This window comes from Proteus sp. MB838 (assembly GCF_054767435.1).
Genome location: NZ_BAABMO010000003.1, coordinates 1 through 26,571, shown reverse-complemented (window position 1 = coordinate 26,571; position 26,571 = coordinate 1). Strand labels below are relative to the sequence as shown.

At 37.4% G+C, this 26,571-nt stretch carries 29 protein-coding genes and 1 pseudogene; 14 read left to right on the top strand and 16 right to left on the bottom strand.

Going from position 1 to position 26,571, the window contains the following annotated elements; genetic code table 11:
- Nucleotides 1-91 precede the first annotated feature (91 nt).
- From ACYUCW_RS01855 to ACYUCW_RS01815, 9 genes and pseudogenes are all read left to right on the top strand, one after another.
- Entirely contained in the window at nucleotides 92-1,063 is a 972-nt protein-coding gene (locus ACYUCW_RS01855) for an HlyD family secretion protein (protein ID WP_004246221.1), read from the top strand.
- Nucleotides 1,064-1,072: 9 nt separating this feature from the next.
- Nucleotides 1,073-2,218, top strand: a complete 1,146-nt coding sequence (locus ACYUCW_RS01850; protein WP_004246220.1) for an ABC transporter permease — start codon at nucleotides 1,073-1,075, stop codon at nucleotides 2,216-2,218.
- Nucleotides 2,218-3,381 carry an ABC transporter permease gene (locus tag ACYUCW_RS01845; protein ID WP_460408185.1) on the top strand — a complete coding sequence of 388 codons (1,164 nt, stop codon included), beginning with the start codon at nucleotides 2,218-2,220 and terminating at the stop codon, nucleotides 3,379-3,381. Before ACYUCW_RS01850 ends, ACYUCW_RS01845 begins: the two co-directional genes overlap by 1 nt.
- A gap of 580 nt (nucleotides 3,382-3,961) precedes the next feature.
- Nucleotides 3,962-4,528 carry a type 1 fimbrial major subunit FimA gene (gene fimA, locus ACYUCW_RS01840; protein ID WP_004246218.1) on the top strand — a complete coding sequence of 189 codons (567 nt, stop codon included), beginning with the start codon at nucleotides 3,962-3,964 and terminating at the stop codon, nucleotides 4,526-4,528.
- A 100-nt stretch (nucleotides 4,529-4,628) separates the two neighbouring features.
- A pseudogene (locus tag ACYUCW_RS01835) lies at nucleotides 4,629-5,328 on the top strand (fimbrial biogenesis chaperone).
- A 37-nt stretch (nucleotides 5,329-5,365) separates the two neighbouring features.
- Nucleotides 5,366-7,987, top strand: a complete 2,622-nt coding sequence (locus ACYUCW_RS01830; RefSeq protein ID WP_202107488.1) for a fimbria/pilus outer membrane usher protein — start codon at nucleotides 5,366-5,368, stop codon at nucleotides 7,985-7,987.
- A gap of 3 nt (nucleotides 7,988-7,990) precedes the next feature.
- On the top strand, nucleotides 7,991-8,533 hold the full coding sequence (gene fimF, locus ACYUCW_RS01825; RefSeq protein ID WP_004246215.1) for a type 1 fimbrial adaptor subunit FimF: 543 nt from the start codon (nucleotides 7,991-7,993) through the stop codon (nucleotides 8,531-8,533).
- A 15-nt stretch (nucleotides 8,534-8,548) separates the two neighbouring features.
- Nucleotides 8,549-9,061 carry a type 1 fimbrial minor subunit FimG gene (fimG, locus tag ACYUCW_RS01820; protein ID WP_004249593.1) on the top strand — a complete coding sequence of 171 codons (513 nt, stop codon included), beginning with the start codon at nucleotides 8,549-8,551 and terminating at the stop codon, nucleotides 9,059-9,061.
- A gap of 32 nt (nucleotides 9,062-9,093) precedes the next feature.
- A complete protein-coding gene (locus ACYUCW_RS01815) occupies nucleotides 9,094-10,026 on the top strand; it encodes a fimbrial protein (RefSeq protein WP_004252977.1) in 933 nt (310 codons plus the stop codon).
- 69 nt (nucleotides 10,027-10,095) lie between these two features.
- Here the strand turns inward: ACYUCW_RS01815 and ACYUCW_RS01810 are convergent, their stop codons facing one another.
- Together ACYUCW_RS01810 and ubiU are read right to left on the bottom strand one after the other, a co-directional pair.
- The gene (locus ACYUCW_RS01810; protein ID WP_004249589.1) at nucleotides 10,096-10,974 is read right to left on the bottom strand and encodes a U32 family peptidase; all 879 of its coding nucleotides are present in this window, start codon (nucleotides 10,972-10,974) and stop codon (nucleotides 10,096-10,098) included.
- 14 nt (nucleotides 10,975-10,988) lie between these two features.
- Nucleotides 10,989-11,984 (bottom strand): ubiquinone anaerobic biosynthesis protein UbiU, encoded by a 996-nt coding sequence (gene ubiU, locus ACYUCW_RS01805; protein ID WP_004246211.1) that lies wholly within the window; start codon nucleotides 11,982-11,984, stop codon nucleotides 10,989-10,991.
- Nucleotides 11,985-12,199: 215 nt separating this feature from the next.
- On the opposite strand from ubiU, the gene ubiT reads away from it, so the two are divergent.
- Entirely contained in the window at nucleotides 12,200-12,733 is a 534-nt protein-coding gene (gene ubiT / locus ACYUCW_RS01800; protein WP_004249588.1) for a ubiquinone anaerobic biosynthesis accessory factor UbiT, read from the top strand.
- The gene (locus ACYUCW_RS01795; RefSeq protein WP_004246209.1) at nucleotides 12,727-13,230 is read left to right on the top strand and encodes a GNAT family N-acetyltransferase; all 504 of its coding nucleotides are present in this window, start codon (nucleotides 12,727-12,729) and stop codon (nucleotides 13,228-13,230) included. Before ubiT ends, ACYUCW_RS01795 begins: the two co-directional genes overlap by 7 nt.
- A 16-nt stretch (nucleotides 13,231-13,246) precedes the next feature.
- On the opposite strand, the gene ACYUCW_RS01790 is transcribed toward ACYUCW_RS01795, so the two are convergent.
- Complete coding sequence (locus ACYUCW_RS01790) at nucleotides 13,247-13,528, bottom strand: GIY-YIG nuclease family protein (protein ID WP_004246208.1); 282 nt, start codon at nucleotides 13,526-13,528, stop codon at nucleotides 13,247-13,249.
- Nucleotides 13,529-13,814: 286 nt separating this feature from the next.
- On the opposite strand from ACYUCW_RS01790, the gene ACYUCW_RS01785 reads away from it, so the two are divergent.
- Together ACYUCW_RS01785 and ACYUCW_RS01780 are read left to right on the top strand one after the other, a co-directional pair.
- Nucleotides 13,815-14,066, top strand: coding sequence for a YdgH/BhsA/McbA-like domain containing protein (locus ACYUCW_RS01785; RefSeq protein WP_004246207.1), 252 nt, complete (start codon nucleotides 13,815-13,817; stop codon nucleotides 14,064-14,066).
- A 115-nt stretch (nucleotides 14,067-14,181) separates the two neighbouring features.
- Nucleotides 14,182-14,622 (top strand): YhbP family protein, encoded by a 441-nt coding sequence (locus ACYUCW_RS01780; RefSeq protein WP_460408156.1) that lies wholly within the window; start codon nucleotides 14,182-14,184, stop codon nucleotides 14,620-14,622.
- An 8-nt stretch (nucleotides 14,623-14,630) separates the two neighbouring features.
- Here the strand turns inward: ACYUCW_RS01780 and ACYUCW_RS01775 are convergent, their stop codons facing one another.
- The 9 genes from ACYUCW_RS01775 to argF form a co-directional block, all read right to left on the bottom strand.
- Nucleotides 14,631-14,993 (bottom strand): hypothetical protein, encoded by a 363-nt coding sequence (locus tag ACYUCW_RS01775; protein WP_012368742.1) that lies wholly within the window; start codon nucleotides 14,991-14,993, stop codon nucleotides 14,631-14,633.
- A 171-nt stretch (nucleotides 14,994-15,164) separates the two neighbouring features.
- Nucleotides 15,165-15,383: a hypothetical protein gene (locus ACYUCW_RS01770; RefSeq protein ID WP_460408155.1), complete on the bottom strand. Its 219-nt coding sequence runs from the start codon at nucleotides 15,381-15,383 to the stop codon at nucleotides 15,165-15,167.
- A 26-nt stretch (nucleotides 15,384-15,409) separates the two neighbouring features.
- Nucleotides 15,410-15,874 (bottom strand): anaerobic ribonucleoside-triphosphate reductase-activating protein, encoded by a 465-nt coding sequence (gene nrdG, locus ACYUCW_RS01765; protein WP_004246203.1) that lies wholly within the window; start codon nucleotides 15,872-15,874, stop codon nucleotides 15,410-15,412.
- A 4-nt stretch (nucleotides 15,875-15,878) separates the two neighbouring features.
- Complete coding sequence (gene nrdD, locus ACYUCW_RS01760; protein ID WP_460408154.1) at nucleotides 15,879-18,017, bottom strand: anaerobic ribonucleoside-triphosphate reductase; 2,139 nt, start codon at nucleotides 18,015-18,017, stop codon at nucleotides 15,879-15,881.
- 345 nt (nucleotides 18,018-18,362) lie between these two features.
- On the bottom strand, nucleotides 18,363-18,749 hold the full coding sequence (locus tag ACYUCW_RS01755) for a RidA family protein (RefSeq protein ID WP_004246200.1): 387 nt from the start codon (nucleotides 18,747-18,749) through the stop codon (nucleotides 18,363-18,365).
- Between the two features lie 337 nt (nucleotides 18,750-19,086).
- Nucleotides 19,087-19,545: an aspartate carbamoyltransferase regulatory subunit gene (gene pyrI / locus ACYUCW_RS01750; RefSeq protein WP_004246198.1), complete on the bottom strand. Its 459-nt coding sequence runs from the start codon at nucleotides 19,543-19,545 to the stop codon at nucleotides 19,087-19,089.
- Nucleotides 19,546-19,558: 13 nt separating this feature from the next.
- Nucleotides 19,559-20,494, bottom strand: a complete 936-nt coding sequence (pyrB, locus tag ACYUCW_RS01745) for an aspartate carbamoyltransferase (RefSeq protein ID WP_004246197.1) — start codon at nucleotides 20,492-20,494, stop codon at nucleotides 19,559-19,561.
- The gene (locus tag ACYUCW_RS01740) at nucleotides 20,487-20,666 is read right to left on the bottom strand and encodes a hypothetical protein (protein ID WP_004252960.1); all 180 of its coding nucleotides are present in this window, start codon (nucleotides 20,664-20,666) and stop codon (nucleotides 20,487-20,489) included. Before ACYUCW_RS01740 ends, pyrB begins: the two co-directional genes overlap by 8 nt.
- A 179-nt stretch (nucleotides 20,667-20,845) precedes the next feature.
- Nucleotides 20,846-21,850, bottom strand: a complete 1,005-nt coding sequence (gene argF / locus ACYUCW_RS01735) for an ornithine carbamoyltransferase (RefSeq protein WP_004246195.1) — start codon at nucleotides 21,848-21,850, stop codon at nucleotides 20,846-20,848.
- Between the two features lie 181 nt (nucleotides 21,851-22,031).
- Between argF and rraB the strand changes: the two genes are divergently transcribed.
- A complete protein-coding gene (gene rraB, locus ACYUCW_RS01730) occupies nucleotides 22,032-22,463 on the top strand; it encodes a ribonuclease E inhibitor RraB (RefSeq protein WP_004249585.1) in 432 nt (143 codons plus the stop codon).
- A gap of 93 nt (nucleotides 22,464-22,556) precedes the next feature.
- Here rraB and ACYUCW_RS01725 read toward each other — a convergent pair whose 3' ends face one another.
- The 4 genes from ACYUCW_RS01725 to ACYUCW_RS01710 form a co-directional block, all read right to left on the bottom strand.
- Entirely contained in the window at nucleotides 22,557-23,426 is an 870-nt protein-coding gene (locus tag ACYUCW_RS01725) for a pirin family protein (protein ID WP_004249584.1), read from the bottom strand.
- 308 nt (nucleotides 23,427-23,734) lie between these two features.
- Entirely contained in the window at nucleotides 23,735-23,902 is a 168-nt protein-coding gene (locus ACYUCW_RS01720) for a YhfL family protein (protein WP_004246189.1), read from the bottom strand.
- 414 nt (nucleotides 23,903-24,316) lie between these two features.
- Nucleotides 24,317-24,826, bottom strand: coding sequence for a GNAT family N-acetyltransferase (locus ACYUCW_RS01715; protein ID WP_004249583.1), 510 nt, complete (start codon nucleotides 24,824-24,826; stop codon nucleotides 24,317-24,319).
- Between the two features lie 399 nt (nucleotides 24,827-25,225).
- On the bottom strand, nucleotides 25,226-26,571 hold a 1,346-nt coding region (locus ACYUCW_RS01710; RefSeq protein WP_460408150.1), incomplete at its 5' end, for a class I tRNA ligase family protein.

Sequence of the window (26,571 nt, the reverse complement as noted above, 5' to 3'; positions counted from 1 at the left end):
GCGCACAAAATTCTTAAAGAAATAGCCAGTTATTGTGTAAGATAACGCTATCAGTGAGTGTTCTACTTCACTATTAAGGTCTAATCGTTATATGAAAAAAAGAGCCATCTATCTTATTTTATTAATGCTAATACTTATTGCATTAGCCGTTCTTTTCCGCGCGCATAATCAATATTTATTACTGCAAGGTGAAGTGGATGCACCTGAAGTTATTGTGGCCTCTAAAGCCAAAGGACGTGTTATAGAGCGTCATATTGAGCGGGGTGATGATGTTAAAGCGGGGCAATTGATGATCACCTTAGATAGCCCGGAACTCAATGCTCAAGTGGCTGCACTGGAAGCGGCAAAAGCCCAAGCTCAAGCTCAATTAGATCTCTCTATTCACGGTACAAGAGAAGAAAGCATTCGCAATTTACAAGCGATCTTATCTCAGGCGCAAGCACAAGCCACCAATGCAACGAAAGATTATCAGCGTCTTAGTGCGGTCGCCAATAAAGGTTATGTCTCTGCCAATGAGCTTGATAGTGCTCGTAGTCGTCGAGATGTTGCCGTGCAGCAAGCCAAAGCAGCACAAGCTGAATTAGATGAAGCGAAAAATGGTGATCGTATTGAATTACGTGAGAAATACCGAGCCGCACTACAACAAGCAGAGCAGCAATTAATTGAGCTGAAAGTTCAGCAACAAGATTTACAGGTAAAAGCTCCGGTTGACGGCGAAGTGGGGCCTATTCCTGCGGAAGTGGGTGAGCTTTTTAATGCCAATAGCCCATTAGCTACGTTAATTCGTCTCCCTGAAGCCTATTTTGTATATAACTTGCGTGAAGATATTTTAGCCGATATCCGCAAAGGCGATCGCATCACAATCACTGTTCCTGCGTTAGGCAATAAAGAAGTGGAAGCAGAAGTTCGCTATATTGCTCCTATGGGAGATTACGCAACGAAAAGAGCGACGCGTGCAACAGGAGATTTCGACTTAAAAACCTTTGAAGTTCGACTGTATCCAACGGCACAAATTGAAGGACTACGTCCTGGTATGAGCGCATTATGGCGTTGGGATAAGTAAGGGCGAATAATGAGAGTAAAGGCAGCTTGGCGTGGTTTTAATAGCGCATTCTCACGAGAAACCCATATGGCAGTGCGAAGCCCAGTGTTCCACTGGCTAAGCTGGCTGTTTCCATTAATGTTATTCACATTAATTAGTGCTAACTTTTCAGAAGGTACTTTGCTGAACTTGCCAGTTTCCGTTATCAATAATGATAATAGTCCACTATCAAAAACGTTGATCCGAGATTTAAATGCAGGCTCTCATGCAAAATTAAGTGCACTAGATACAAATCCGCGAACCGCCTTAGAGCAGCTAGGAAGTGCAAAAGATTACGCTATTTTAATGATCCCCCGCCATTTTGAAAAAGATGTATTAGCAGGTAAACAGCCGACAACCCGAATGTATTACAATGGGTTGTATTATGCTGCGGGTAGCTATGCTATACAGGATTTTAGCGGGTTAATTGCCGAGCTTAATGCTCAATATCGCACTGTTTTAGCGCAAGAGATGAATAAGCCAGTGCCGCCTTTAGCCAAAGTAACACTCTCTTATGACAGCCTGTTTAATGCCAGTGGTAGTTATATCTACTATCAACAATTTGCTGCAACCATTCATATGCTGCAACTCTTTGTTGTCACCTGCACGATTTACTCCTTATCACGGGGTAATATGCTATTAAACCTAAAACCTTTCACTTTTGCCCTAATAGGTAAATTAGCACCTTATACGCTGTTTTTCTTAACATTATTAATGGTTGAATTAGCGGCGTTAGTGCATTTTTCAGGGGCAAAAGTCAATGGTAATCCGCTTTATATGATATTGGTGGGGTTCTTTTATATCATCGCGGCACAAAGTATTGGCTTGTTGCTGTTTACATTTACCAATAGTGCGATAACCGCATACAGTATGATAGGTATGCTAGTGAGTATCGCCTTAGCTTTTTCAGGGATGGCAGTGCCTGAACTGTCGATGATATTACCTGCTCGAATTATTTCTAATCTAGAGCCGTTAACGCACGCCTTAAATGCTATGTTTGATATCTTCTTAAGAGAAGTTTCGTTACAAGGTATTCTTTATGTGTGCACACTTTTGTTGATTTATCCTTTTGCGATTGCGCTTTTAGTTCGCAAACGCATCTTTAAAAGATTGGAATTACAGGTAGGTGTCGTATGATGCAGATGTATTTCCAAACATTTAAGTGTGTTTTATTAGGCATGTTAGAAAAACCGATGTGGATGTTATTATTGGTTTCTCTTTGCATTATGAGTTTAGTCTACGCTAAACCTGTATTGTGGGATCTGCCTGTGGCGGTGATCAATCAAGATCATAGTCCCGCCAGTTATGCCCTTATCCGCTCATTAGATGCCACACCTAAATTAAGCTTAAAGGGATATGATAATTTAGATGAAGCTCGTCATGACATGATCATGCGTGAACTGTTTGCCATTATTATCATTCCAACAGATTTTGAAAAAAAACTGCTTAATGGCAAAAATGTTACCGTTCCTGTGTATGGGGATGCGACCAACCGCCTTGCTAGTGGACAAATTCAGCAAGAATTAATGCAGGCGTATCAGCAATTATTAGATAACTATAACGGCCGTATCTTACAAAATGCGGGTTTTAGTGCGACACAGTCAAAAATATTATTAAAACCGATCCAAAGTGAAACTATCGCCATGTATAACCCTGGGGTCAGTTTTGCCGCCATTATTTTCCCAGGCTTGTTAGTGATGTTATTGCAACACTCATTATTAATTGCTTGTGTACGAGTGAGTATCGCCGTCAGAGGAACGCCAAAAGGGAAGCCTCCGTTAGCGGTATATTTAGGCGCGCTATCTGCACTTATACCGATTTGGCTCTTTTTATCTTCGGTGTTCTTTGCACTATGGCCGTGGGTATTAGGCTATCGTCAAGAAGCACCACTTTATCAAATTTGGATGTTGACCTTCCCATTCTTATTAGCGGTATTAGGATTAGGTAAGTTGATCACCGAATGCTTGCGCAGTGTTGAGATGATTTACTTAACATTGGCATTTGTGACGACTCCAGTATTCTATATTTCGGGAACTATTTGGCCATTACAAGCTATGCCGGATTGGGTATTGGCAATATCCTCTGCATTACCTTCTACATGGGCTGTAAATGCTATGGCCGGAATTAACCAGATGGGATTATCATTCCAAAGCATCCTAGGGGATATCGTGATGATGCTGGTTTTAGGCGTGATATATACCATTTTGGGGGTGTTAGTGGGTATGTTGCGCAATGGTGAGTTAAGGAAAATTACTCATCAATTTAAGCATTGGGCGAGACATTACCACCGTTCAAAGTAAATAATATCTGTAATATGCTAGGTAAATAGGACGGGATTACTGAAAAGTTATCCCGTCTTTTTTATTTTAGTGTAAATTTTCTATAATAGTCTATTAATAAAAAAATTTTGTTTAAATTATTTTACTTTTATGCAATCTCTATCTAAAGATATTATCTTAATAATAATAATGTTTTTAATAAGCTTAAATAATTAATGTTATTGCTATAATAATTGATGTGAACTATTTTAAGTGCTTTTCCTTATCTTAATATATAAAAAATAAATTAATTACTTTTTATATAAACATAAAAAACAAATAATTATATAAAAACTAGTAATGACACTTAATTAAAATAAACCAATCTTATTGTAATAAATTTAATTTAGAAGGGCTAAATAAAATAATCAAAATAAAACATTCAATTAAAGTAAGAATAAAAATTTTAAAAAATTAATTGTTAAATTTTAATTAAGTATTATTATATTGATGTCAATTCAATTTCTTAGTAACTTTTATCTTATTATCTAAATAAGATAAAAGTCTATGAAAAATCGTAATTAAATGTGTTTATTATTTTCTAGGAATTAAGGTAATTTATATGAAACTTAATTATTTGAAACTTTTTGTGATCTCTGCATTATCTGTAGGTTCTGTTTTTGCTGTTTCAGCTGAAGATCCTGTAGGAAATGGACCTGTAACCGTGAATGGTGGCGAAATATTTTTTAAAGGTGAATTAGTAAATGCAGCATGTGCTGTTGACTCTTCATCTGATGGCCAAATAGTTAAATTAGGTCAAGTGAGAACTGCAAAATTAGCGAAAGCTGGTGATTTTAGCGAAAATACTAATTTTACTATCCAATTAAATGATTGTGACTCTAAAGTAGCTAGTACTGCAAAAGTTGCTTTTACAGGGGTTTCTGCTGCAGGACAAGATGACGTATTAGCAGTATCTTCTTCTTCTGCTGGTGGTGCTAAAAATGTCGGTATTCAAATTTTAGATAGTAAGAGTGCACCAATGTCTTTTGATGGCGCTGGATTCGGTAATGCAACTAAATTACATGATGGAAAAAATATTATTCCATTCCAAGCAAGATATTATGCTTTAGGTGCAACTGAACCTGGTATCGCAAACGCGAATGCAACCTTTGCTGTCCAATACGAATAATATATAGCCTTATACTATTTTTTAGTATAAGGCTTTTTTACTTTTTTGTGGGTTATTTTAATAAGACATACACCAAGATTAGCTATAGTGGATTATAAAAATGAATAGTATTCTAACTTTTTCTAAAATAAAGCTTCTTTTTTTTAATGCTCTTAACTCTATGTGTCATTAACCAAGCATATGCTGCTGTATCATTAGGGGCAACTAGAGTCATTTATTTTGCAGGTGAAAAGCAAGTAAAATTACCAGTAATTAATAATGATGAAAAACGTTATTTAATACAGTCTTGGATAGAAAATAGCGAAGGAAAGAAAGATAACTCTTTTGTTATTACGCCTCCTCTATTTTCTATGCAGGGTAAAAAAGAGAATACTTTAAGAATTATAGATGCAACTAACAATAAATTACCGAAAGATAGAGAAACTTTATTTTGGTTGAGTGTAAAATCTATCCCCGCTGTAGAAAAATCACTTGCTAATGAGAATATGTTACAACTTGCGATTATTAGTAAAATAAAATTCTTTTATAGACCAAAAGATCTCACCATATCTCCAGATGAAAATTATAAAAAACTACAATTTAAACGTAATAATGACACACTTATTATAAAAAATCCGACACCTTATTTTATTACGATGACTGAATTAGAACTTGGTGGTAAAAAATTAGAGAACACTATGGTTCCACCTTTTGAAGATAAGTCTATCTCTATTCCAACATCAGCTTATGGGAAACTCTCGTTTCAAACTATTAATGATTATGGTGCCATCACACCAAAAACAATCGTCGACGTTAGATAATCATTATTTAATATTGTAGAATTGAAAGAGTGATATTATGTCATTTTCAACAGGTATAAATAGCTTAAGCGGCATAAAAATAAATAACGTAAAATTATTTATTTTTATACTTGCGCTACTATTTTCAGTTGACTCAAAGTCTGAGGAGGAGTTTTATTATAACCCCTATTTCTTATCAGATAACCCGGAGTCTGTCGCTGATCTATCTTCTTTTGAGAAAGGATTAGAAGTACCTGAAGGTAATTATCTGGTTGATATTTACTTAAATGACATATTCTTAAAAACCCAATATATCAATTTTATTGAGAATAAAGGGCAGCTATCACCATGTATCACAAAAGCAGAGCTAAAAAGTTGGAATGTTAATTTAAATCTCATAACGGATGAACAAAATAAAGATAAAAATAATGTTGAACAGAAAAATGAGCTCGATGAACATTGTCAGTCACTTACTTCATTAATTGCTCAAGCCACAGCAAATTTTGATGTTGGTTCACAAAAGCTCAATCTCACTATACCTCAAGTATATTTAGTCAATCAGTCTCGAGGCTTTATTCCACCAGAGTTATGGGATGATGGTATTGTGGCTGGATTTATTACCTATATTTTAAATGGGAGTAAAACTCGCAACGATGGTAGCCCAGATACTCATTTTACTCATCTCAATTTACAAAGTGGGATCAATCTTGGGCCATGGCGTCTTCGTGATAACTCTATTTATTCTTATGATTCTATTAATAAATCAAGTTGGAAACATCTGAATACTTATATAGAACGTGGTATTAATAAATTATATTCTCGTCTTATTATTGGTGATAGCTACACACAAAGTGAAGTTTTCGACAGCATCAACTTTAGAGGCTTTCAACTGTCATCTGATGAAGTTATGTTACCGGATAGCCAAAGAGGTTTTGCTCCGATTATTCGAGGTGTCGCCCGGACTAATGCCGAGGTTACTATACAGCAAAATGGTTATGTGATTTACCGTAACTCTTTTCCACCGGGTCCTTTTGTTATTGATGATCTCTATTCAACAAGTAACAGTGGCGATTTAGAGGTAACCATTACCGAGTCTGATGGTTCAACACAAACCTTTACTGTGCCATATTCATCAGTCCCTTTATTACAAAGGGAAGGACATACCAAATATTCAGTGACTGTAGGTAGTTACCGTTCGGGTAATGATGAGCAGGAGCGGCCTTATTTTCTACAAGGATCAGTGATCCACGGCTTACCTGCGGGTTGGACCATTTATGGAGGAACCCAGTTATCCAAAAATTACCAAGCGGCAAGTATTGGGGTAGGTAAAAATATTGGGCGTTTTGGGGCTTTATCATTTGATATTACCGAAGCGAGATCAATACTACCCGATGACTCTACACACCGTGGGCAATCGATACGTATTCTTTATAATAAATCTATCAATGAATTAGGCACAAGGGTGCAACTTGCCGGTTATAAATATGCGACGAGTGGTTTTTATACTTTAGCAGAGACTACTTATAAAAAAATGAGAGGAAATTATATACAAACGGAGGATGGTGTTGTTGAAGTTAGTGGATTGCCACAAAGTTACTACGATCTTATTTATAATAAAAGGCAAAGGATACAACTCAATATTACTCAAAAAATAGGTGATCAATCTACGTTATATATTATTGGTACTAATCAGCGTTATTGGAATTCTAAAAAACAAGATAATCAATTACAGATAGGCCTTAATACTATTATTAAAGGTATTAATTTAGGCCTAAATTATAGCTTATCTAAAACATCATGGAATGATAGTAAAGATCAGATGTTAGCATTTAATACTAGTATTCCTTTTAGTAACTTTATGCGTTCTGATAATGATTCTATATGGCAAAATGCGAGTTTAAGTACTAACTCCTCGCATAACATGAAGAAACGTTTTAACAATACTATCGGATTAAACGGTACATTATTGGAAGATAAAAACTTAAGTTACAATATTCAAACAGGTTATTCTCATGAAGAAGAATCGGACTCAACAGGATATGCCTCATTAAGTTATAACGGTTCTTATATGAATAGCAATATAGGTTATAACTATACCGATACATCACATCAAATAAATTATGGTATGAGTGGCAGTATTTTAGCTCACTCAGGTGGTATAACACTTAGTCAGCCTATATATCAAACAGCGGTGTTAGTTAAAGTACCTGAAGTTAAAAATATAAAATTAGAAAACAATAGTGGCATCACGACAGACAGTAATGGTTATGTGGTTTTACCTTATGTTTCTGAATATAAAGAAAACCGTATTGCATTGGATACCAATTCATTCTCTAACAATATTGAAATAGATAATGCGGTGAAAAGCGTAGTTCCTACTCGTGGGGCCATTAGTGCGATCACATTTGAGCCTAGTGTTGGGATAAAAGCAATTACGACATTAACCCATAAAGGGAAACCAGTACCTTTCGGGGCTATCGTTGATTCAGGTAATAATACTGGGATTGTGGCAGATGAAGGAAAAGTTTATTTAACAGGGTTATCACCTTCAGGGCAATTAAAAGTGAATTGGGGTAGTAAGAAAGAGCAACAATGCTTAGTAAATTACACATTACCACCACAAGATCCAGATAAACTTTATGTTGAATATAGTGCAGAGTGCCACCCTATTAAGGAATAAATAATGACTAATAATATTAAGGGTATTTTGACAACACTATGGTTATTTTTCTTATCATTATCACCTAATGTTGCATATTCTGCCGATAGCATTATTCAAATAACAGGTTATATGAGAGATAACACCTGTGCAGTTGCACCAGAATCACAATACCAAACTATTGATTTATTAAATAATGAAGTTAAGCGGTTATATAAAGTGGGAGAAACAACACCCTTTATTCCTTTTCATATAATACTGGAGCCTTGTGGAGAATCAGTGATTGCTGTGAAATTCTATTTTAATGGTATTTCAGATAGAAATAATCCTTCATTATTAGCGTTAGATCCGATAGCAACATCTGCTTCTGGTGTTGGAATACAAATATTAGATAGTGAAAGGTCACCCATTCCTATTAATCCAAGTAGTGACCAACTTAAATGGATCCCCTTAGTTGCAGGAAAAAGTAACACCGTTTTTTTCTATAGTCGATTAATGGCATCTGATATGCCTGTCTTAGCTGGAAAAATTAAAGCCAGTGCCACTTTTACACTCGAGTACCAATAGAGATAAAGAGAATCAATGATGAAATATAAATGGCGAGGAGTAAAAAACGTAATATTTGCTATTTTATGCTGCAATACTTCATTCGCTATGGCTGCAGATGCAACAATTACTGTTAATGGAAGTGTAATAGCAAGGCCTTGTGAAACAATCACAAAAACAGCCAATGTGGACATGGGCGACCTATATACATTCGATTTTATGATCCCAGGCTCTACCTCTAAATGGTATCCCGTTGATTTGGAATTAAGAAATTGTCCTATTGGTACAACTTCTATTGAAGCGACATTCACCGGTCTTGATGATAGTACTGGATACTATAGAAATCAGGGCTCAGCTAAAAATCTTCATTTAGAATTACAAGATACTGCAGGTAATAAATTAAGAAACGGTTCGAAAAAAGTGGTTGAAGTTGGTGAGTATTCGTTTGCTGCAATTTTTCCTTTACGAGTAAGAGCCATCTCTGTGAATGGTAGACCTACACAGGGATCAGTACAGGCAATAATTAATGTTACCTATGTATTTATGTAATTGTTATTTAATTAAATTATAGAAAAAACATTATGATAAGCTATAAAAAAACAATGCGTTTTTTATTGTATTTAAGCTTCGGTTTATTTTCAAACCCAGTACTATCATTTACTTGTAAAGTCGCTTCAACGGGACAAATTGTTGGTGATGGTGCTGCTAATATACGCGTTAATTTAACGCCTCGAGTTGAAGTAAACCAGAATTTGGTAGTGGATTTATCTCAACAAATTCTTTGTAAAAATGATTCTTATGGTGGACCTAGAGATCCAATAGACGTTGACCATGTTAATTTAGTTAGTGGAACGACTTTTGGAGGCGCGCTGAATAATTTTGACGGCTCTTTATTATGGTATAACAGTTATTATCCTATTCCTCTTTATTACGATACAAAAGTTATTAATATTAAAGACAGAAATTTTATCCCACTAAATCTTAGATTGTATTTGAAAAGTATTGGTGCTGCGGGAGGGAAGCAAATAAATAAGGGGGATTTAATTGCAAAAATAGAAATGTACAAAATTGCAGATTGGGATGGTGGGCACCCTCGTTTTTTTACATGGAATATTTACGCATTAAATGATGTTATTATGCCTACTGGGGGCTGTGATCTTTCTAGTAGAAATGTCACGATTAATCTTCCTGAATATCCGGGTAATGCGCAACCTATTCCTTTATCTATTTTTTGTCCTAGACAACAAAATATTTCTTACTATTTAACAGGATCAACGTCTGATGTGAATAATACGGTCTTTACCAATATATCATCTAACTCTCCTGCTAAAGGGGTTGGAATTAAAATATCAAATAATAATGGTGTTATTCCTGCTAATACACCGGTCAAATTAGGCAATGTGACGAATAATAGTGTGAGTTTAAGGCTATCTGCTTCGTATGGTGAAACGGGAGAAAGAGTAAGAGCGGGTAATGTAAAATCCGTTATCGGTGTGACCTTTGTTTATGAGTAGATGTTTATTAAAATAAAGTGGAATAATAATTTTATTTTCCACCTTATTTAGATTTCAAAAAATATCTACTTATTCAACTAATTCTAAACCAGCCAGTTTACGCCAATAACCATTACAATCATGATGATGGATGGTGTTAATAGGGTGTGCGCCTTGTTCATTTTGGCGAAATTGTTTTAAGGTAGTAAAAACTTCATCAGACTGCGGTGAAAGACGGACGATATCGACTAAACCTGCCATTGAAGTTAAATCATTACCTAAATTGTAACAGTAGCCACTTTGCGTTTGAATACCATTTAAAACAAACACTTGTTGGTTTTCTTGTGATAATACCTGACGGCCTTGTGGGTATTTTTGACAGCAGGTTTCACAATCATCTTTAGCACGATTTTCCGAGCGAGCAGTAAAACAACGCGCTGAATAAGCCAAAGGAAGATGACCATAAGCGAATACTTCTACTTCAAATTTATCTCTAATCGCTAATTCTTCACATTGAATTAAAAGATTATTTAACCACTCACGAGACAGCTCAACCGGCATACACCAACGTATCATGCCTTGTTTCTGTAATAAACGTAGTGCATAAGCGTTATAGCAGTTTAATCCATGGCCTGCTACAAAAGGTAAATGACGCTCATAAAGCATATTGATCACACCAAAATCATGAGCCTCAACTAAAAATTCACCGTTATCCACCAGCTTTGCTATCTCTTTTAGTTCAGAAGGCGCTTGTAGTAGTGCTAAGGTAGAAAGGATCACTTGTTTACCACTTTTAGCCACTTCTTTGGCCAGATTAATCCAATCTTGTGGTTTAGTCTCACGGCGCTTACTACAGACTGTTTCGCCTAAGTAGATAATATCAGCATCGCTCTGTTTTGCTTGCTGATAAAATGTCTCAAGTGTTTCTTTTTGCCAATAATAAAGTACAGAGCCTAATGCGTATTTCATATTAATATCCCTTATTATTGCCATTTCCGGTGGTAAGCACCTAATGTTGTTTGTGTTCCTTCAGATATTTTTCCTAATGCACTCATCCAACGCGGTTGGGTTTTAAAACCTTGAGGATCTTTTTTACATTGGTCAATAGCTGCACGCCATACTCTTGCAACTTCAGTAACATACGCGGGGCTACGTTGGCGACCTTCAATTTTGACAGAGGCAATATTCATAGCCATAAGTTCAGGTAGTAGCGCTAGTGTATTTAAGCTGGTTGGCTCTTCTAAGGCGTGATAGCAGTGTTTATCAACAAAATAACGTCCTTTACATAAAGTAGGATACCCTGCATTTTCATCAGGAGCATAACGGTCTATTAAGACATCATTGAGGCGAGATTCCATACCTTGTGGTGTTTGCTGCCAACGGACAAAACGAGCTGGGGAACAGGCTCCGACAGTATTAGGCGATTCACCAGTTAGATAAGAGGAAAGATAACAGCGTCCTTCAGCCATGATGCACAAACTACCAAAGGCAAAGACTTCTAAAGGAACAGGACTACTTTGAGCCAATTGTTTGACTTGATGAATAGAAAGAACGCGTGGTAGTACAATACGTGCAACATCAAAATTGCGTTGATAAAATGCGATTGCCTGAGTATTAGTGGCCGACGCCTGTACCGATACATGACGCTCTATCTGTGGATAGCGTTCAGCTGCGTATTCTAGCATAGCAATATCGGCCAAAATTAATGCATCGGCACCTAAATGAGCCGCCATATCAATGGCTTTTTGCCAACGTTCAAATCCATCAGGATGAGCAAAAGTATTAATGGCAATATGCAGTTTTCGCTGGTGGCGATGTACGTAATTGACGGCTTCTTGCAATTTCTTTTCTGTGAAGTTTAAGCCAGCAAAATGGCGAGCATTGGTGTCATCTTTTAAGCCGATATAAACGGCATCTGCACCATTATCAACAGCGGCTTTTAATGCGGGTAAGTTACCTGCTGGGCACAACAATTCCATCTTCACTTCCCTTTAGAGATTAAAAATGATCAGAAATTGTAATAAGCAGGATAAAAAAAGGTTTTGATTTAGGGCAGAGAATATTGAGTTTTACTTAAGTAAAATTAAATAACTCAAAATATGAACAACCGATTAACGGAATATTGATGTAGGATCGCAGAATCGCTATCTATATCTGGCACAATACCCGCAATTAAATGTTAAGGAGTCCGAAAGTGTTTAATAAAATTCGCACCCGCCTAGTTAAAGATGGCCCTCGTTTCTTGCGTTACCCTTTGCAAATCACGCCATTTGCTTTGCAACGTGATATTTTAGAACAGTTTTTAAGTTGGCAATTCCGCGAAGCATTAGCTGAGGGGGATTTACACTTCTTGGAAGATAAATGGCTAAAGGTAGAAATTAAAGATTTACATTTGCAGTGGTTTATCAGTGTTTGTGATGATAAATTAATCGTAAGCCGTTCTGAAAAAGAAGATGTAAGTTTTAGTGGTAATGCTAACGATCTTATTTTAATTGCCGCGCGTAAAGAAGATCCGGACACCTTGTTTTTTCAACGACGCTTACAAATTGAGGGCGATACAGAACTTGGGTTATATGTTAAGAACCTAATGGATGCAATTGAGTTAGACTCTATGCCATCTGTATTGCGTTTTGGTTTACTACAATTGGCTGATTTTGTGAAAAGTGGCCTTCAAGATGAAGTTGAAGACACCGCACACAGCCATGAACTGAGCTCAACTTCATGCTAATACGTGTTGAAATTCCTGTTGATATTCCTGCTATTGATGATCTTTTACGCCAATCATTTCCAACAGGCGCAGAAGCCGATTTAGTTGGTCACTTACGTGAAGAGGGATTATTAACCTTAGGTATGGTGGCAATCAATGACGAAGGCCGGATTGTTGGTTATATCGGTTTTACACCTGTAGATATTGAGGGAAAAGATTGCCAATGGGTAGGACTTGCGCCATTAGCTGTGGCGCCACAATACCGTGGTCAGGGCATCGGTCGTCAATTGATTAATGAAGGGCTTGATAGCCTTAATGAGTTTGGTTATGGCGCTGTTGTGGTATTAGGTGAGCCAACTTATTATCAAAAATCAGGTTTTATACCGGCAAAATCACAAGGCTTGCATTGCAAATGGCCGAATACAGAAGAAGCATTTCAATTTTATGCTTTAGATAATGGCAATGTTGATGATATTCACGGCTTAGTGAACTTTTCGCCGTTATTTGATGAGGTTTGATAATCGCATCTTTTCATTATGCTAAATACTGTGCAACGTCTGAAGGCTGATCAATGATCAGCTTTTCTTTTTGTATTTTTTTTAACTGTTTTAAACGATATTCAAGTTGAGACGCTTGTTGCCTATCGCCAACTTGGCAATAAAACTCCAATGATAATGGGCCTTTCCCTCTTAGTGCTTTCGCGCCAGTTCCATTTTGATGCTGATTAAATCGTCGCTCAACATCCGTTGTTATTCCGGTATAAAGAGAGCCAAGACGATTTCTGACAATATAGATTGACCATTGAGTATCAGCCATCTTTTTTCCTTTTTGTGCTACTTATGATTTTAATAAACAAAATTTCTTAATTTCTAACGGTAGTTATTAACAAACCACTAAGTTTCAAATCTTGTAATTATATCAACACGTTGTGAAAAATTTATGACGTAAAAAACGTTTTTCTAAAAAAATACATTCAATTATTTTGAAAAAGAACAGCAATAATTGCTAATTTTAAAGTTAAATTAAAATGCATAATATGATCCACATCACAGAGACACACTCCGCGATAGATAACAAATTTAGAATTTAATTGGAGTTCATCATGAAAAAATCTACATTAATCGCTGCAACATTAGCTTTAAGTGCTATTTCATTCGGTTCAATCGCTGCTGACAGCGTAGCAACTAGCCATACCTCTACTGGTGAGTATATCACAATTACAGGTAACGATACTTTAGATGGCTTAACAACTAAAATTGCACAAATCGCAAAAGATGAAGGCGCAACTGGTTATAAAGTTATCGGTGCTACAGGTGACGATTATCTGACTGTAAATGCGGAAATTTATCGTTAATTTATAATTATTCTCGATAAGTTACCTGCACAAAGAGACACGCGGTAAGACGCTTGTTTTGGTGATATAATTATCACCTAAACAGCGTCTCTTTTAGTTTCTATGCAGGTAAATTATGTCTACGCCAGACTCGATCAAAATAATTAAACAATATATGGCCAGTCACCATGTGTTTACCTTATGTACAACTCGTGCATTAGGGGATATTTGGTGCGCGAATTGTTTCTATTGGTTCGATGAAAGCAACATGCGACTTGTTTTTCTCTCAGAAAAACATACACGACACGCACAAATGATGCAGGAAAATTTATTTGTTGCGGGCGGTATTAGTACTCAAGAGCTTTCTGTCGCCAATCTGCAAGGCGTTCAATTCACCGGTACAGTGTCTTTATTAACCGCTAATGACGACATCAGAGCAAGAAAACAGTATTGCTTACGTTTCCCTGTGGCGCTAGCCGCCATCCATGTGCCTTTATGGCAATTACAATTGCAAGAAATTAAAATGGTGAATAATCAGCTAGGCTTTGGTACTAAGCTCTTTTGGCAACGTCACTAAGTTACTCCTTATTGCCAAAAGTAGTAATTTTTTTGTTCCCAACCTTTTAAAGACATACATGAGGTATAGAATGTTTTTCTATCTTCTTGATTAATATCTGCTACATAGCTTTCTGTCATCGGAACACGTTCTGTATAGGTCTTTTTATCCCCACAACGCTCTTTGTCGTCTTTACGGCAAGTTTTTTCTACATCACGATAAACGGTGTGCTGTAGTACCTCTTTACGAATAGGGTAACGTGTATTCGCATCCAAATCACAAATTAACTTTGCTTCTTGTAATGTGTAATCGGGTACCCCTTTAGGCTCCCATTTACTACTACACCCAGTTATTAAAACGATTGAAATTAAAGGTAAAAAAACAAATTTCATATTAAATATTGTCATAAAAAGAAGAATTAAGAATACTAATCATAAAACAAAACTAATCACTTTGACTATTGTTTTTGAAAATGATTCGCATTTGATAACGGAGGTGACTAAATAGGAGCGCTTTATAATAGTGAAGTGATCCCCAGTAGTAAGGTGATTTATCACTGGGGATCATGAGATATTACTCAAATAATGAAAGATTTTTTCTATCTCTGCATCTATTTCAGTATGTTGGAGATGTTTAACATCAAGTTTCTTTTTCAATTCACTGCCTAGCTTCACGAGTTGATCTCGATTGGCTTTCGATTGCTTTTTACCCCATTTTTTTAAATGGTAGTTCAGTTCATGATCTTCAGAAAAGCTTACATATTTATTATCACTTAAAGGCATATATCCTCCAGTTAATTCAATGTGTATTACTTCAATTTATGGATCACCTGATTACTACTACCGCGCCACAGTAATGCGGGATCATAAAGTTCTTGTACGAACTTGCCGTCAATCAGTACGTTAATATAGCTAACGACTTCTTGTTGCTCTGGGGTTAAGTCAGCCAATAAATAGCCTGTCCAAACCCAAATATCTTTCTCAGGGCATTGCGTTTTAACACGTTTTACCAATTTTAATATAGCAGAAAGATTTTGGGGGTGCAGGGGATCACCACCGGAAAGTGATAGTCCTTGTCGTTTAATACGAGTGTCTTGTAAATCAGCAATGATCTGATCTTCCACTTCTTGGGTAAACGGCTTGCCAGATGTTAGTGACCAAGTTGATTTATTATAGCAACCACGACATTGGTGTACGCACCCTGCAACAAACAGGGTGCAACGTGTTCCTGGGCCATTGACAACATCAACAGGGTAATATTGATGGTAATTCACAGTATTAACCTAACTGACCATTAGCCAGATGTTTAACTCGACGTTTAACTTCTTCTTGTTTACCGGCATTAAATGGACGCGAATCAGGACTGCCTAAATAGCCACATACACGGCGTATCACCGAGACTCTTGCAGGGTTGTGATTACCGCATCGAGGGCAGGTAAAACCTTTACTGGTACAAGAAAATTCGCCGGTATAACCACAGTCATAACATTCATCAATAGGGGTGTTTGTGCCGTAGTAAGGGACACGGGTGTAGCTATAATCCCAAACGTCTTCTAATGCTTTTAGGTTATGTTGTAAGTTTGGATATTCGCCATAGCATATGAAACCACCATTGGCTAATGGCGGGTAAGGGGCTTCAAAATCCAACTTATCATATGGATTGACTTTTTTCTCTACATCTAAGTGGAAACTGTTGGTGTAATAACCTTTATCAGTCACCCCCGGTATAATACCGAATTCCGCTGCATCTAAACGGCAAAAACGGTCACATAAGTTTTCACTAGGTGTACTGTAAAGACTAAAACCATAGCCTGTTTCTGCTTTCCATTGATCTGTCGCTTCACGTAAACGCTGAATAATTGCTATTGCTTTAGCTCTCAATGTTTCATCATCAAAGATGTGTTTTTGCGTACCAAATAAGGCATTAATCGTTTCATGAACACCGATATAACCTAATGAAATGGAGGTCCGGCCATGTTTAAAAATTTCAGCAACACTGTCATCCGCTTTTAAACGTACGCCACAAGCACCTTCCATATAAAGAATAGGGGCAACACGTGCTTTGACGTTTTCTAAACGAGCAATTCGGGTCATTAAGGCTTTTTTAGCCAATTCAAGACGTTTATCAAGCAGCGACCAGAATGCGGCTTCATCTCCTTTGGCCTCAATGGCAATACGTGGTAAGTTTAAACTGATCACCCCTAGATTATTGCGCCCTTCGTGGAGCATCTCGCCATTTTCTTCATAGACGCCTAAGAAGCTACGACAACCCATTGGGGTTTTAAACGAGCCGGTTACTTTTACCACTTGATCGTAATTTAAAATATCAGGGTACATCCGCTTGCTTGCACATTCTAAAGCAAGTTGTTTAATGTCGTAGTTAGGATCACCAAATTTATGGTTTAAGCCATCTTTAATAGCAAAAACCAGTTTGGGGAAAACCGCCGTTTTGCGGTTTTTACCTAAACCCGCCATGCGATTTTCAAGGATTGAGCGTTGAATTAAACGTGCTTCTTTTGATGTGCCTAGGCCAAAGCCAAAGGTAACAAAAGGCGTTTGACCATTAGCCGTATGTAGAGTGTTAACTTCATATTCTAAAGATTGAAAAGCGTCATAACACTCTTTTTCTGTACGTGCGTTGGCATAAGCTTCTTTATCCGCTATTTGCCATTCTTGCGCCACTTTATAGTGTTTGTCGTAACTGGCTTTGACAAAAGGTGCAAGGACTTCATCAATACGGTTGATTGTCGTGCCACCATAAATATGACTAGCGACTTGAGCAATAATCTGTGCAGTCACCGCAGTGGCTGCTGAAATGGATTTTGGCTGTTCTATTTCTGCATTACCCATCTTGAAACCGTTGGTTAACATACCATTGAGATCAATCAGCATGCAGTTAAACATAGGGAAAAAGGGTGAGTAATCGAGATCATGATAATGAATTTCACCGCGCTCATGAGCGAGTACCACATCTCTTGGCAGGATATGTAATTTTGCGTAATGTTTAGCCACAATTCCCGCAAGTAAATCGCGTTGGGTTGGGATAACTTTACTGTCTTTATTCGCATTCTCGTGCAAGATAGAGACATCACTCTGTTCGATAAGACCGCGGATTTCCTGAGTTAATCGTCCTCGTTGCTCACGAGCAACATCTCGGTCATGACGGTATTCAATATAAGCTCTGGCAATATCTTTGTGCTCGCCAGCCATCAGCTGATTTTCAACGGCGTCTTGGATCTCACGGATATCGACATTCGAACGTCCTGCGAGAGATTGTGAAACAGATTGAGCGACAAACTCACAATAATCATCATCAGTGATCTGACAAGCTTCGGCTGCTCTTTTGATAGCATCGCTGATGCGGGTTTGGTCAAAAGAGACTTTACATCCGTCTCGTTTTATCACTATGGTTTTCACAATCTGGCTCCTTAACTATTTATCCACAGGCTTTAATCCCATAAAAACAGGTGATGGCGTAGCATTGAGACTAATTGTGGATAAGGTGTGTATAATTACTATATGTTGTATCTGTGTATTTATTAAAGCACAATATATAGTAATTGGAAGCGAAATAATCTTGAGTAAAACTGATCTAAATCAAGGTATTTTTGCTACATCAGGCTTGGAGAGGGCTTGGCTGAATTGTAAATCTGAGATAAAAATGGCAGTAATAAATGATTGCTCATTTATTGAGAATATAAAAAAAGCAAAGTGCTCATAAAGAGTACTTTGCTTCTTTGATATGACAGGTAGAAAAATAAATTAGCGGATCGCGATAACTTCGATTTCTACTTTGGCATCTTTCGGTAAACGAGCAACTTCAACACAAGAGCGTGCTGGGAATGCTGCATTATGCTCTTTAAAGAAAGCTTCATAAGCTGCATTAATAGTACCGAAATCATTTAAATCTTTTACGAAAACAGTCGTTTTAATGATATTAGCAACGGTTAGACCTGCTTTTTCAATAATTGCTTTGACGTTTTCTAAAGATTGACGTGCTTGCTCTGCCGCATTGTCAGACACAAACTCACCCGTAGCCGGATCAACAGGTAATTGGCCTGATGTGATCACTAAATTACCTAAATCAACACCTTGTACATAAGGGCCGATTGCTGCAGGGGCTTTTTCGGTATTAATTTCGTAAGACATGTAGAACTCCTGTTTTTATAAGATTCATGCTAACGCTTAATTAGCTCAGCGCTATTATAGCCAGCGCAGAAGACGAGCAATATGATAGATATCAGGCTTTATCATAAAGTCTATAGGTATAAAAAGAAAATAATCCTAACGCTTTCTCGCCTTTTTATACGATATTTAGCCCATCTAAATCCCCCATTTATAGCAATTTTTTTTCTAAGATAGTGCTTATTAGCTATTTCTATTTTTTCATAAAAAGGGATCAACGCGATTGAGAGGGGATTATTCTATTTTTAGGGTAGGTGTTTACTATCTGCCCTATCAAGCAGGGCAGATAGCCAATAAGAAATCAACGAATAACGGCGTGGCGCTCAAATTCTTTTTCGCAATATTTGCAGGTTAATACCACGTCAGACGCGAATTTTTTCACGCGAAAGCTACTTTGTACCGGCTCATTATGGCTAATACAGTTGCTATTAGGGCAGGGTACAACATCTTCGAGTAATTCAGGTAAACTTAGTGCCATTTTATTGACGACTTGGTAGTCATCAATAATATTAACCGTCGCTTGAGGGGCATACATTGCTAAGCGATTTGCCTGCTCTGCGGTTAAAAAGACATTTTCAATTTTGATTAAATCTTTTTTACCTAGGTTTTCAGAAGGAAGATTAAAACCTACCGTTATTCTTTCGTCTGTTTCGGTTAAACGAAATAGAGATAGGATCTTAAAGCCCACCTGCGCCGGAATATGATCAATAACAGTCCCACGTTTGATAGCTTCAACTTTTAGTTTGTGATCATGAGTCATGGTGTGCTCCTTATTAAAGAACTAAGTTTTTATTTAGAACTAAGGCAAGTAGTGCCTGACGCGCGTAAATACCATTACCTGCTTGTTGGAAATAGTAAGCATAAGGGGTGTTATCAACATCGGTGGTAATTTCATCGATACGTGGCAGGGGGTGTAATATCTTAAGATTATCTTTTACATTCACCAGATCAGCACTGGTTAAGATAAATTGGGCTTTGACATTGGCATATTCAGAAGGATCAAGGCGCTCTTTTTGTACCCGAGTCATATACAGGATATCCAGCTCTGACATCACTTCATCTACAGTTTCATGCTGACTATATTCAACACCATGCTCTTCGAGTAAATGCAAGATATGCTCTGGCATGGCCAGCACTTTTGGGGCAATAAAATAGAGGTGATTTCCTGTAAATTTGGCTAATGCTTGGGCTAGTGAGTGTACTGTGCGACCATATTTTAAATCACCTACCATCGCGATATTGAGGTTATCTAATCGGCCTTGTGTTTCTTTAATGGTAAACAAGTCTAGTAACGTTTGGCTAGGGTGTTGGTTGGCACCGTCCCCAGCATTAATAACGGGGATATCCCCAGCAAATTCAGAGGCCAAACGTGCCGCACCTTCTTGAGGATGACGAATAACAATGGCATCAGCATAAGTACGTAGTACGGAAATAGTATCAGCTAAGGTTTCCCCTTTTTTACCTAAAGAGGTGTTACTACCATCTGCAAAGCCAACCACAGACGCCCCTAAACGATGGATTGCTGTTTCAAAAGATAAGCGAGTGCGGGTGGAGGCTTCAAAAAAACAACTGGCAATCACTTTGTCTTTTAATAATTGGCTATTGGGGTGTTGTTTTAATTTGTCAGCAACATGGAGAACAGACTCCAGATCGTCTCGGTTCAGATCATTGATGGAGATAATATGCTTATGATAGAGCGGATTAGTCATTAGAGTTCTCCTTTGATGATACGATAAATGGTGCGATATGTGTTTTTCTACAGACCAAAAAAAACCCCTCAATGAGAGGGGTTTTAAAAAATAGCTTTTTGGAAAAAAGAGAGCGCTTACGACCGGTTAGGGTACGTAATGTGACAACAAATTGGCATTGGCGCTGTTTCATCTTTCCTCCTGACAAATTGTGGCGCATTATACGCATCTTAATCTTACACGCAAGCGTTTGCTTTTAATTTTTTGCAAAAAAATTTTTTTAATTTAAAAATCAATTAGCTTAAAGAAAAGGCAAAAAAGCACCGTTTGTTTAATCATTAAAAAACGTTGCTTTTGCATGAATATGTATTTTTAAAAAGGATTTGCTAAGGTCGCCACCATAACCGCTTTAATCGTGTGTAGACGATTTTCTGCTTCATCAAACACAATACTGTGTTTTGATTCAAAAACCTCGTTAGTGACTTCAAAACCACCATATAAGCCAAATTCTTCCGCTAATGCTTGCCCCATTGTTGTCTCTTCATCATGAAAAGCCGGTAAACAATGCAGGAATTTAACGTCTGGATTACCCGTTAGTTTGATTACATCCATATTAACCTGATAAGGTTTGAGTAACGTAATACGCTCTTTCCAAACTTCTTTTGGCTCTCCCATAGATACCCACACATCCGTGTAGAGAAAATCGGCGTTTTTAACGCCTTCTGCGACATTTTCAGTTAAGGTAATTTTCCCCCCATTTTGCTGAGCGATATTTTGGCATTCAGCGACTAATTCTGCTTGTGGCCAACACGCTTTTGGTGCGACTAGGCGTAAATCCATTCCTGTTAAGGCAGCCGCTTCGAGTAGGGTATTGCCCATATTGTTACGAGCATCACCAAGATAAGCAAAAATGGTTTCTGATAATGGTTTTGTTTGATGTTCAGTAATAGTGAGCAAATCCGCTAATAATTGTGTGGGGTGAAACTCATCGGTTAATCCATTCCAAACCGGTACATCAGCATATTTTGCCAGCATTTCTACTGTTTTTTGGCCATAACCACGATATTGAATACCATCATACATACGTCCTAACACGCGAGCGGTATCTTTTATCGATTCTTTATGACCGATTTGGCTTCCTCCGCCGAGATAGGTCACATTCGCACCTTGATCAAAGGCGGCCACTTCAAAGGCACAACGGGTACGGGTGGAATCTTTTTCAAAAATCAGCGCAATATTTTTTCCTGTGAGATACTGCTGTTCATGGCCTGATTTTTTTGCTTGTTTAAGTTCTAGTGATAAAGCCAGTAATTGTTGTATTTCTGCTGATGAGAAGTCGAGTAAACGTAAAAATGATCTTTGGTAGAAAGGGTTCATAGATAAGCATCCTATAATTGAATTTATATTCAATTTAATACAATAAATATTCATCATCAACCCTTAAACGTCACTTTTGAATGAAAAACTCTGCGATATGAGCCTTATTTAACTATGGAGTGTTTATTCCCCCTGTGGGAGAATAACCAAGATATCTTTCAGACTATTGCGGAGCGGAATTATGGCGGACAGCAAAAAGCTAGCAGAACAACGTGAAGAAACACGTCTTATTATTGAAGAATTACTCGAAGATGGCAGTGATCCCGATGCACTGTACGCAATTGAACACCACATTTCATGTGAAAATTTTGAAACGTTAGAAAAAGCGGCTGTTGAAGTTTTTAAATTAGGTTATGAAGTCACCGAGCCTGAAGAAATTGAAATTGAATCAGGTGAGATCTTAGTCTGCTTTGATGCGGTTAGTGAAAGTGGTCTAAATGCTGAACTGATTGATGCGCAAGTAGAACAGTTAATGAATTTAGCGGAAAAAATGGGTGTCTATTACGACGGCTGGGGAACTTATTTTGAAGATCCCGACGCTGAGTATGATGACGAAGATGGCGAAAATGAAGATGACGAAAGCGAGTCTGATAAGTCATCACGCCTGCACTAATTGGCGCTATATGTTGTCCCAATGTACCAGTCTTTAGGTGCAAAAAAGAACACCCGCCACAAATTCTTTTTGTGACGGGCATTTTTTAAATGGCTAATCCATCATACCAAACTTACCATTGTCATAGTCATCAAAAGCTTGTAATAACTCTTGTTGTGTATTCATGACAAAAGGCCCTTGTCCTACTACTGGCTCATTAATGGGCTCACCCGTTAATATTAATACGATAGCGTCTCCCATGGATCCTAATGTTAGGGTATCACCGTGGGTATCTAATATTGCGATTTCATGTTGACGTACAATATCACTGTTATTGAGATGTATCGCACCTTTAACGACAAATAGCATCGCATTATGTCCCTCAGGGATAGCATAGTGTGAAGTACCCGCATGATTTAAGCGCACATCCCACAGGTTTACAGGGGAATAGGTCATAGCAACACCAGATGTATTTGCATAGTCACCGGCAATGACTCGGACATAGCCCTGTGCATTAGGTAATTGCACATGAGGAATATCTTGCGCTTTTAGTGCTTGATAACGGGGTTGTGCCATTTTATACGCGCTTGGCAAATTAACCCACAGTTGTACGACTTCAAGCATACCTCCCTCTTTCGTCATTTTTTCAGAGTGATATTCTTTATGTAAAATACCTGAAGCGGCTGTCATCCACTGCACATCACCTTCAGCAATTGTACCGGCATGACCGGTAGAATCATGGTGAGATACTTCACCTTGATAAGCTATAGTGACCGTTTCGAATCCACGGTGGGGATGAGTCCCAACACCACGCGCATTAGTAACAGGCTTAAATAATGTAGGCTCAGCATAATCCATTAATAAGAATGGGCTATATTGCTCTGCATTCTCTTTATAAGAGAATACTGTGCTCATAGAAAAGCCATTACCAACCCAATGTGGATTAGGTGCTGAATAAATTTGTTTTACCTGTCTCATTGTCATGATGTTTCTCCTGATTAAGGAAAGAAACCGCAATAACCCAGACACAGAAGGAGGTAATACAAGTTATCGCGATTTCTTAATGAGTATGATCATAAATTGTTCGCTCTATAAACAAAATAGGGGGAATTTGTTGATGGTATTCAAAAAAAATGAATGATCTTTTTAAGGTAAAAAAGCCAGAGATGATAAGTAGAAAAGCCTAACAGGAAAAATGATTTTAAAATTATTATTAATTATTTTCCAAAATAAAAACCACATTCTGCTTTATAAAAATAACTCAGAATGTAGTTTATTCATAAAACTATATATTATTTATTAGTATCGCCGCAACCGCCGATAATTTTAGAGATAGATACTGCTGGGTGTAATAAATAGTCGTAGTTACAATCTTTTTCTTTGTTGTAAACACTACCAGTACAACCAGTCATTACGGTAACAAAAGAAGCAATAAGTGCAATTTTGACAAAGTTTTTCATAAGAAATTCCTTTTTAATTTTAGAATGTTAAAAGCCACAGCATGACTTTCTGTGCATAAAGATATTAAATTATCTATAAATAGCAATATAAAAAAATAGGAATTTTAAAATAGAACAGAAACTAAAAAATATTTTATTTAAGATGTGAAATATGATTATCTAGAGTAAAATGAGAAATAAATTAAACTTGTGTTTTTTTATTAAATTTAAGATAAATATTTAATGTGAAATAGATTGCTAATAATTTAAATATAGATTAATCATTAAAAATAGCTGTAAAATATCGCTCTTTTATACCATTAAGATAAATTCATTTTATATTGATAAGTGCTATTGTGAGATAACAAAAAACCCGCATTAAATATGCGGGCGTTTATATCTATACAGCATGTAGATACATGGTTATGAGAAATATCAAAGTGATTTCAGCATACGAATTTCACAGTCGCTGTGGCCTGTATTACCTAATGCTTTATCAATAAACTCAAAGCCTAATTTTTCATATAGACCAATTGCTGCTTTTAAAATATCAGTAGTTTCTAAGTAGCAGCGACTAAAGCCTTGTTGCTTACCAAACTCAAGAGATTGCTGAACAATTTTTTTCGCAATTCCTTTTCCTCGTAACTTAGAAGAGAGATACATTTTCTGTAATTCACAAGTCTCCCCATCGCCACCCGCAAGAGGTGCGACACCACCACCACCAACAATTTCGCCATCCATTTCTACCACCCAGTAAGCGCTGCGAGGTTGATGATAAACTTCGAATAAGGTATCTAAAATCGGATCAGCTACTGCAAATCCTTTATCCGCTGTTAAGCCATGCTCGGCGGAAACTTCTCGAATAACGCGTGCAATGCCGGCGTTATCTCTTTTTTCAATGGCTCTGATAATAATATTTTGTGTTGCATTAGGGTTTGCAGTCATAGTTGCACTCATCGTTTTACTTATTAGTAGAATATTTTTTGATAATGTATTGAGAGAGCACCGGAAAGGAACTTCTTCATTGAAAGTAGCACTGAGGGCCACTGAAAACATCTTAATTGATTAAATAGGATTGTAAACTGTTATGCCTGTTTATTTATATGATTAGGGTATTTGTTGGTAGAGATATATTTCAAATATCTATTTCATTAGAGAGAGAATAATAGAGAAAAGGCACTATAGAACACTATTTCACTGCAAAACGAGTCACAATATAGTGAAAAAATGTTTTATTTTTAGGTTTAGTGATCAACCTATATCTTAAGTAGTAACGATATTAGGTGTTAAAAATAAACTAAAACCCGCAATCAATGCGGGTTTTAGTATTAATGGTGCAATAACTTATAACGCAGCAATAGAGACTTTTTGGGCAATCAGCTTCTCTTTAGCATTTAAACAAGATGCTAAACGCTCACGCTCTTTGGCGACAACAGCCTCAGGTGCGCGATTAACAAAGCCTTCGTTTGATAATTTGCTGTCTAATGTAGTGATATCTTTCTCTACTTTTTCAAGCTCTTTATCTAAACGGGCAAGCTCTGCATCTTTATCAATAAAGCCGGCCATTGGGATCAACAGCTCTGCACCGCTCACCAGTTTAGTTACCGATAATGGTGCTTCTTCACCTTCCGCTAATGGGCGAATATCCGCTAAGCGACCCATTGCTTTTAAGAAACCAATGTTATCACTGACGCGACGTTTAGCCGTTTCATCCGCACCACGTAAAATAACATCCAGTGGTTTACCTGGCGCAATATTCATTTCTGCACGGATATTACGAACTGCGACGATAACCTCTTTGATCCATTCCAGATCGTTAAGTGCTTGCTCGTCGACTAATGACGCATCAAATTCAGGGAAAGCTTGGAGCATGATGGTTTCGCCTTCAATGCCTTTCACCTCTTTAACGCGTTGCCAGATAGTTTCTGTAATAAATGGAATAATTGGATGAGCAAGACGTAACAGACCCTCTAATACTTCAATCAAGGTATGACGAGCAGCACGTTTTTGAGCATCATTACCTTTATGAACCGCCGGTTTTGATAACTCAAGATACCAGTCACAGAATTGGTTCCAAGTGAATTCGTATAAAATACCGGCAGCAATATCAAAGCGATAATTATCTAACGCTTCACGATAGGCTTTTATGGTGTTATTGAATTCAGCTAAGATCCAGCGATCAGCCAATGAGAATGTCATCTCACCACCTTGATAGCCACAGTCTTGATCTTCTGTATTCATCAGTACAAAACGACTGGCATTCCATAATTTGTTACAGAAATTACGGTAACCTGACAGACGTTTCATATCCCAGTTAATATCACGCCCTGTAGAAGCTAACGCCGCTAAAGTAAAGCGCAGAGCATCAGTACCATGTGCTTCAATACCTTCTGGGAACTCTTTTTTGGTGCGTTTAGCAATACGCTCAGCCATTTGTGGCTGCATCATATTACCAGTGCGTTTTTCTAACAGTTTATCTAATGTGATACCGTCAATCATATCTAAAGGATCAAGTACGTTACCTTTAGATTTTGACATTTTCTGACCTTCTTCATCACGGATAAGGCCTGTCATATAAACGGTTTTAAATGGAACCTGTGGTTTACCTTCATCATCTTTAATAAAGTGCATGGTCATCATGATCATGCGGGCAATCCAGAAGAAGATAATATCGAAACCGCTCACTAACA

Excerpts from the sequence above, each read along its gene's own strand:
- ACYUCW_RS01810 (WP_004249589.1), bottom strand. The coding sequence starts at position 10,974 with ATGAAATACGCATTAGGCTCTGTACTTTATTATTGGCAAAAAGAAACA.
- ACYUCW_RS01755 (WP_004246200.1), bottom strand. The coding sequence starts at position 18,749 with ATGTCTTACGAAATTAATACCGAAAAAGCCCCTGCAGCAATCGGCCCT.
- argF (WP_004246195.1), bottom strand. The coding sequence starts at position 21,850 with ATGAACCCTTTCTACCAAAGATCATTTTTACGTTTACTCGACTTCTCA.
- fimF (WP_004246215.1), top strand. The coding sequence starts at position 7,991 with ATGACTAATAATATTAAGGGTATTTTGACAACACTATGGTTATTTTTC.
- ACYUCW_RS01845 (WP_460408185.1), top strand. The coding sequence starts at position 2,218 with ATGCAGATGTATTTCCAAACATTTAAGTGTGTTTTATTAGGCATGTTA.
- rraB (WP_004249585.1), top strand. The coding sequence starts at position 22,032 with ATGGCGGACAGCAAAAAGCTAGCAGAACAACGTGAAGAAACACGTCTT.
- ACYUCW_RS01770 (WP_460408155.1), bottom strand. The coding sequence starts at position 15,383 with ATGCCTTTAAGTGATAATAAATATGTAAGCTTTTCTGAAGATCATGAA.
- ACYUCW_RS01715 (WP_004249583.1), bottom strand. The coding sequence starts at position 24,826 with ATGACTGCAAACCCTAATGCAACACAAAATATTATTATCAGAGCCATT.
- ACYUCW_RS01780 (WP_460408156.1), top strand. The coding sequence starts at position 14,182 with ATGTCTACGCCAGACTCGATCAAAATAATTAAACAATATATGGCCAGT.
- ACYUCW_RS01725 (WP_004249584.1), bottom strand. The coding sequence starts at position 23,426 with ATGACAATGAGACAGGTAAAACAAATTTATTCAGCACCTAATCCACAT.
- pyrI (WP_004246198.1), bottom strand. The coding sequence starts at position 19,545 with ATGACTCATGATCACAAACTAAAAGTTGAAGCTATCAAACGTGGGACT.
- ACYUCW_RS01775 (WP_012368742.1), bottom strand. The coding sequence starts at position 14,993 with ATGAAATTTGTTTTTTTACCTTTAATTTCAATCGTTTTAATAACTGGG.
- fimA (WP_004246218.1), top strand. The coding sequence starts at position 3,962 with ATGAAACTTAATTATTTGAAACTTTTTGTGATCTCTGCATTATCTGTA.
- pyrB (WP_004246197.1), bottom strand. The coding sequence starts at position 20,494 with ATGACTAATCCGCTCTATCATAAGCATATTATCTCCATCAATGATCTG.
- ACYUCW_RS01795 (WP_004246209.1), top strand. The coding sequence starts at position 12,727 with ATGCTAATACGTGTTGAAATTCCTGTTGATATTCCTGCTATTGATGAT.
- ACYUCW_RS01720 (WP_004246189.1), bottom strand. The coding sequence starts at position 23,902 with ATGAAAAACTTTGTCAAAATTGCACTTATTGCTTCTTTTGTTACCGTA.
- ACYUCW_RS01830 (WP_202107488.1), top strand. The coding sequence starts at position 5,366 with ATGTCATTTTCAACAGGTATAAATAGCTTAAGCGGCATAAAAATAAAT.
- ACYUCW_RS01740 (WP_004252960.1), bottom strand. The coding sequence starts at position 20,666 with ATGAAACAGCGCCAATGCCAATTTGTTGTCACATTACGTACCCTAACC.
- ubiU (WP_004246211.1), bottom strand. The coding sequence starts at position 11,984 with ATGGAATTGTTGTGCCCAGCAGGTAACTTACCCGCATTAAAAGCCGCT.
- ACYUCW_RS01785 (WP_004246207.1), top strand. The coding sequence starts at position 13,815 with ATGAAAAAATCTACATTAATCGCTGCAACATTAGCTTTAAGTGCTATT.
- fimG (WP_004249593.1), top strand. The coding sequence starts at position 8,549 with ATGATGAAATATAAATGGCGAGGAGTAAAAAACGTAATATTTGCTATT.
- ACYUCW_RS01850 (WP_004246220.1), top strand. The coding sequence starts at position 1,073 with ATGAGAGTAAAGGCAGCTTGGCGTGGTTTTAATAGCGCATTCTCACGA.
- ACYUCW_RS01815 (WP_004252977.1), top strand. The coding sequence starts at position 9,094 with ATGATAAGCTATAAAAAAACAATGCGTTTTTTATTGTATTTAAGCTTC.
- ACYUCW_RS01790 (WP_004246208.1), bottom strand. The coding sequence starts at position 13,528 with ATGGCTGATACTCAATGGTCAATCTATATTGTCAGAAATCGTCTTGGC.
- ACYUCW_RS01855 (WP_004246221.1), top strand. The coding sequence starts at position 92 with ATGAAAAAAAGAGCCATCTATCTTATTTTATTAATGCTAATACTTATT.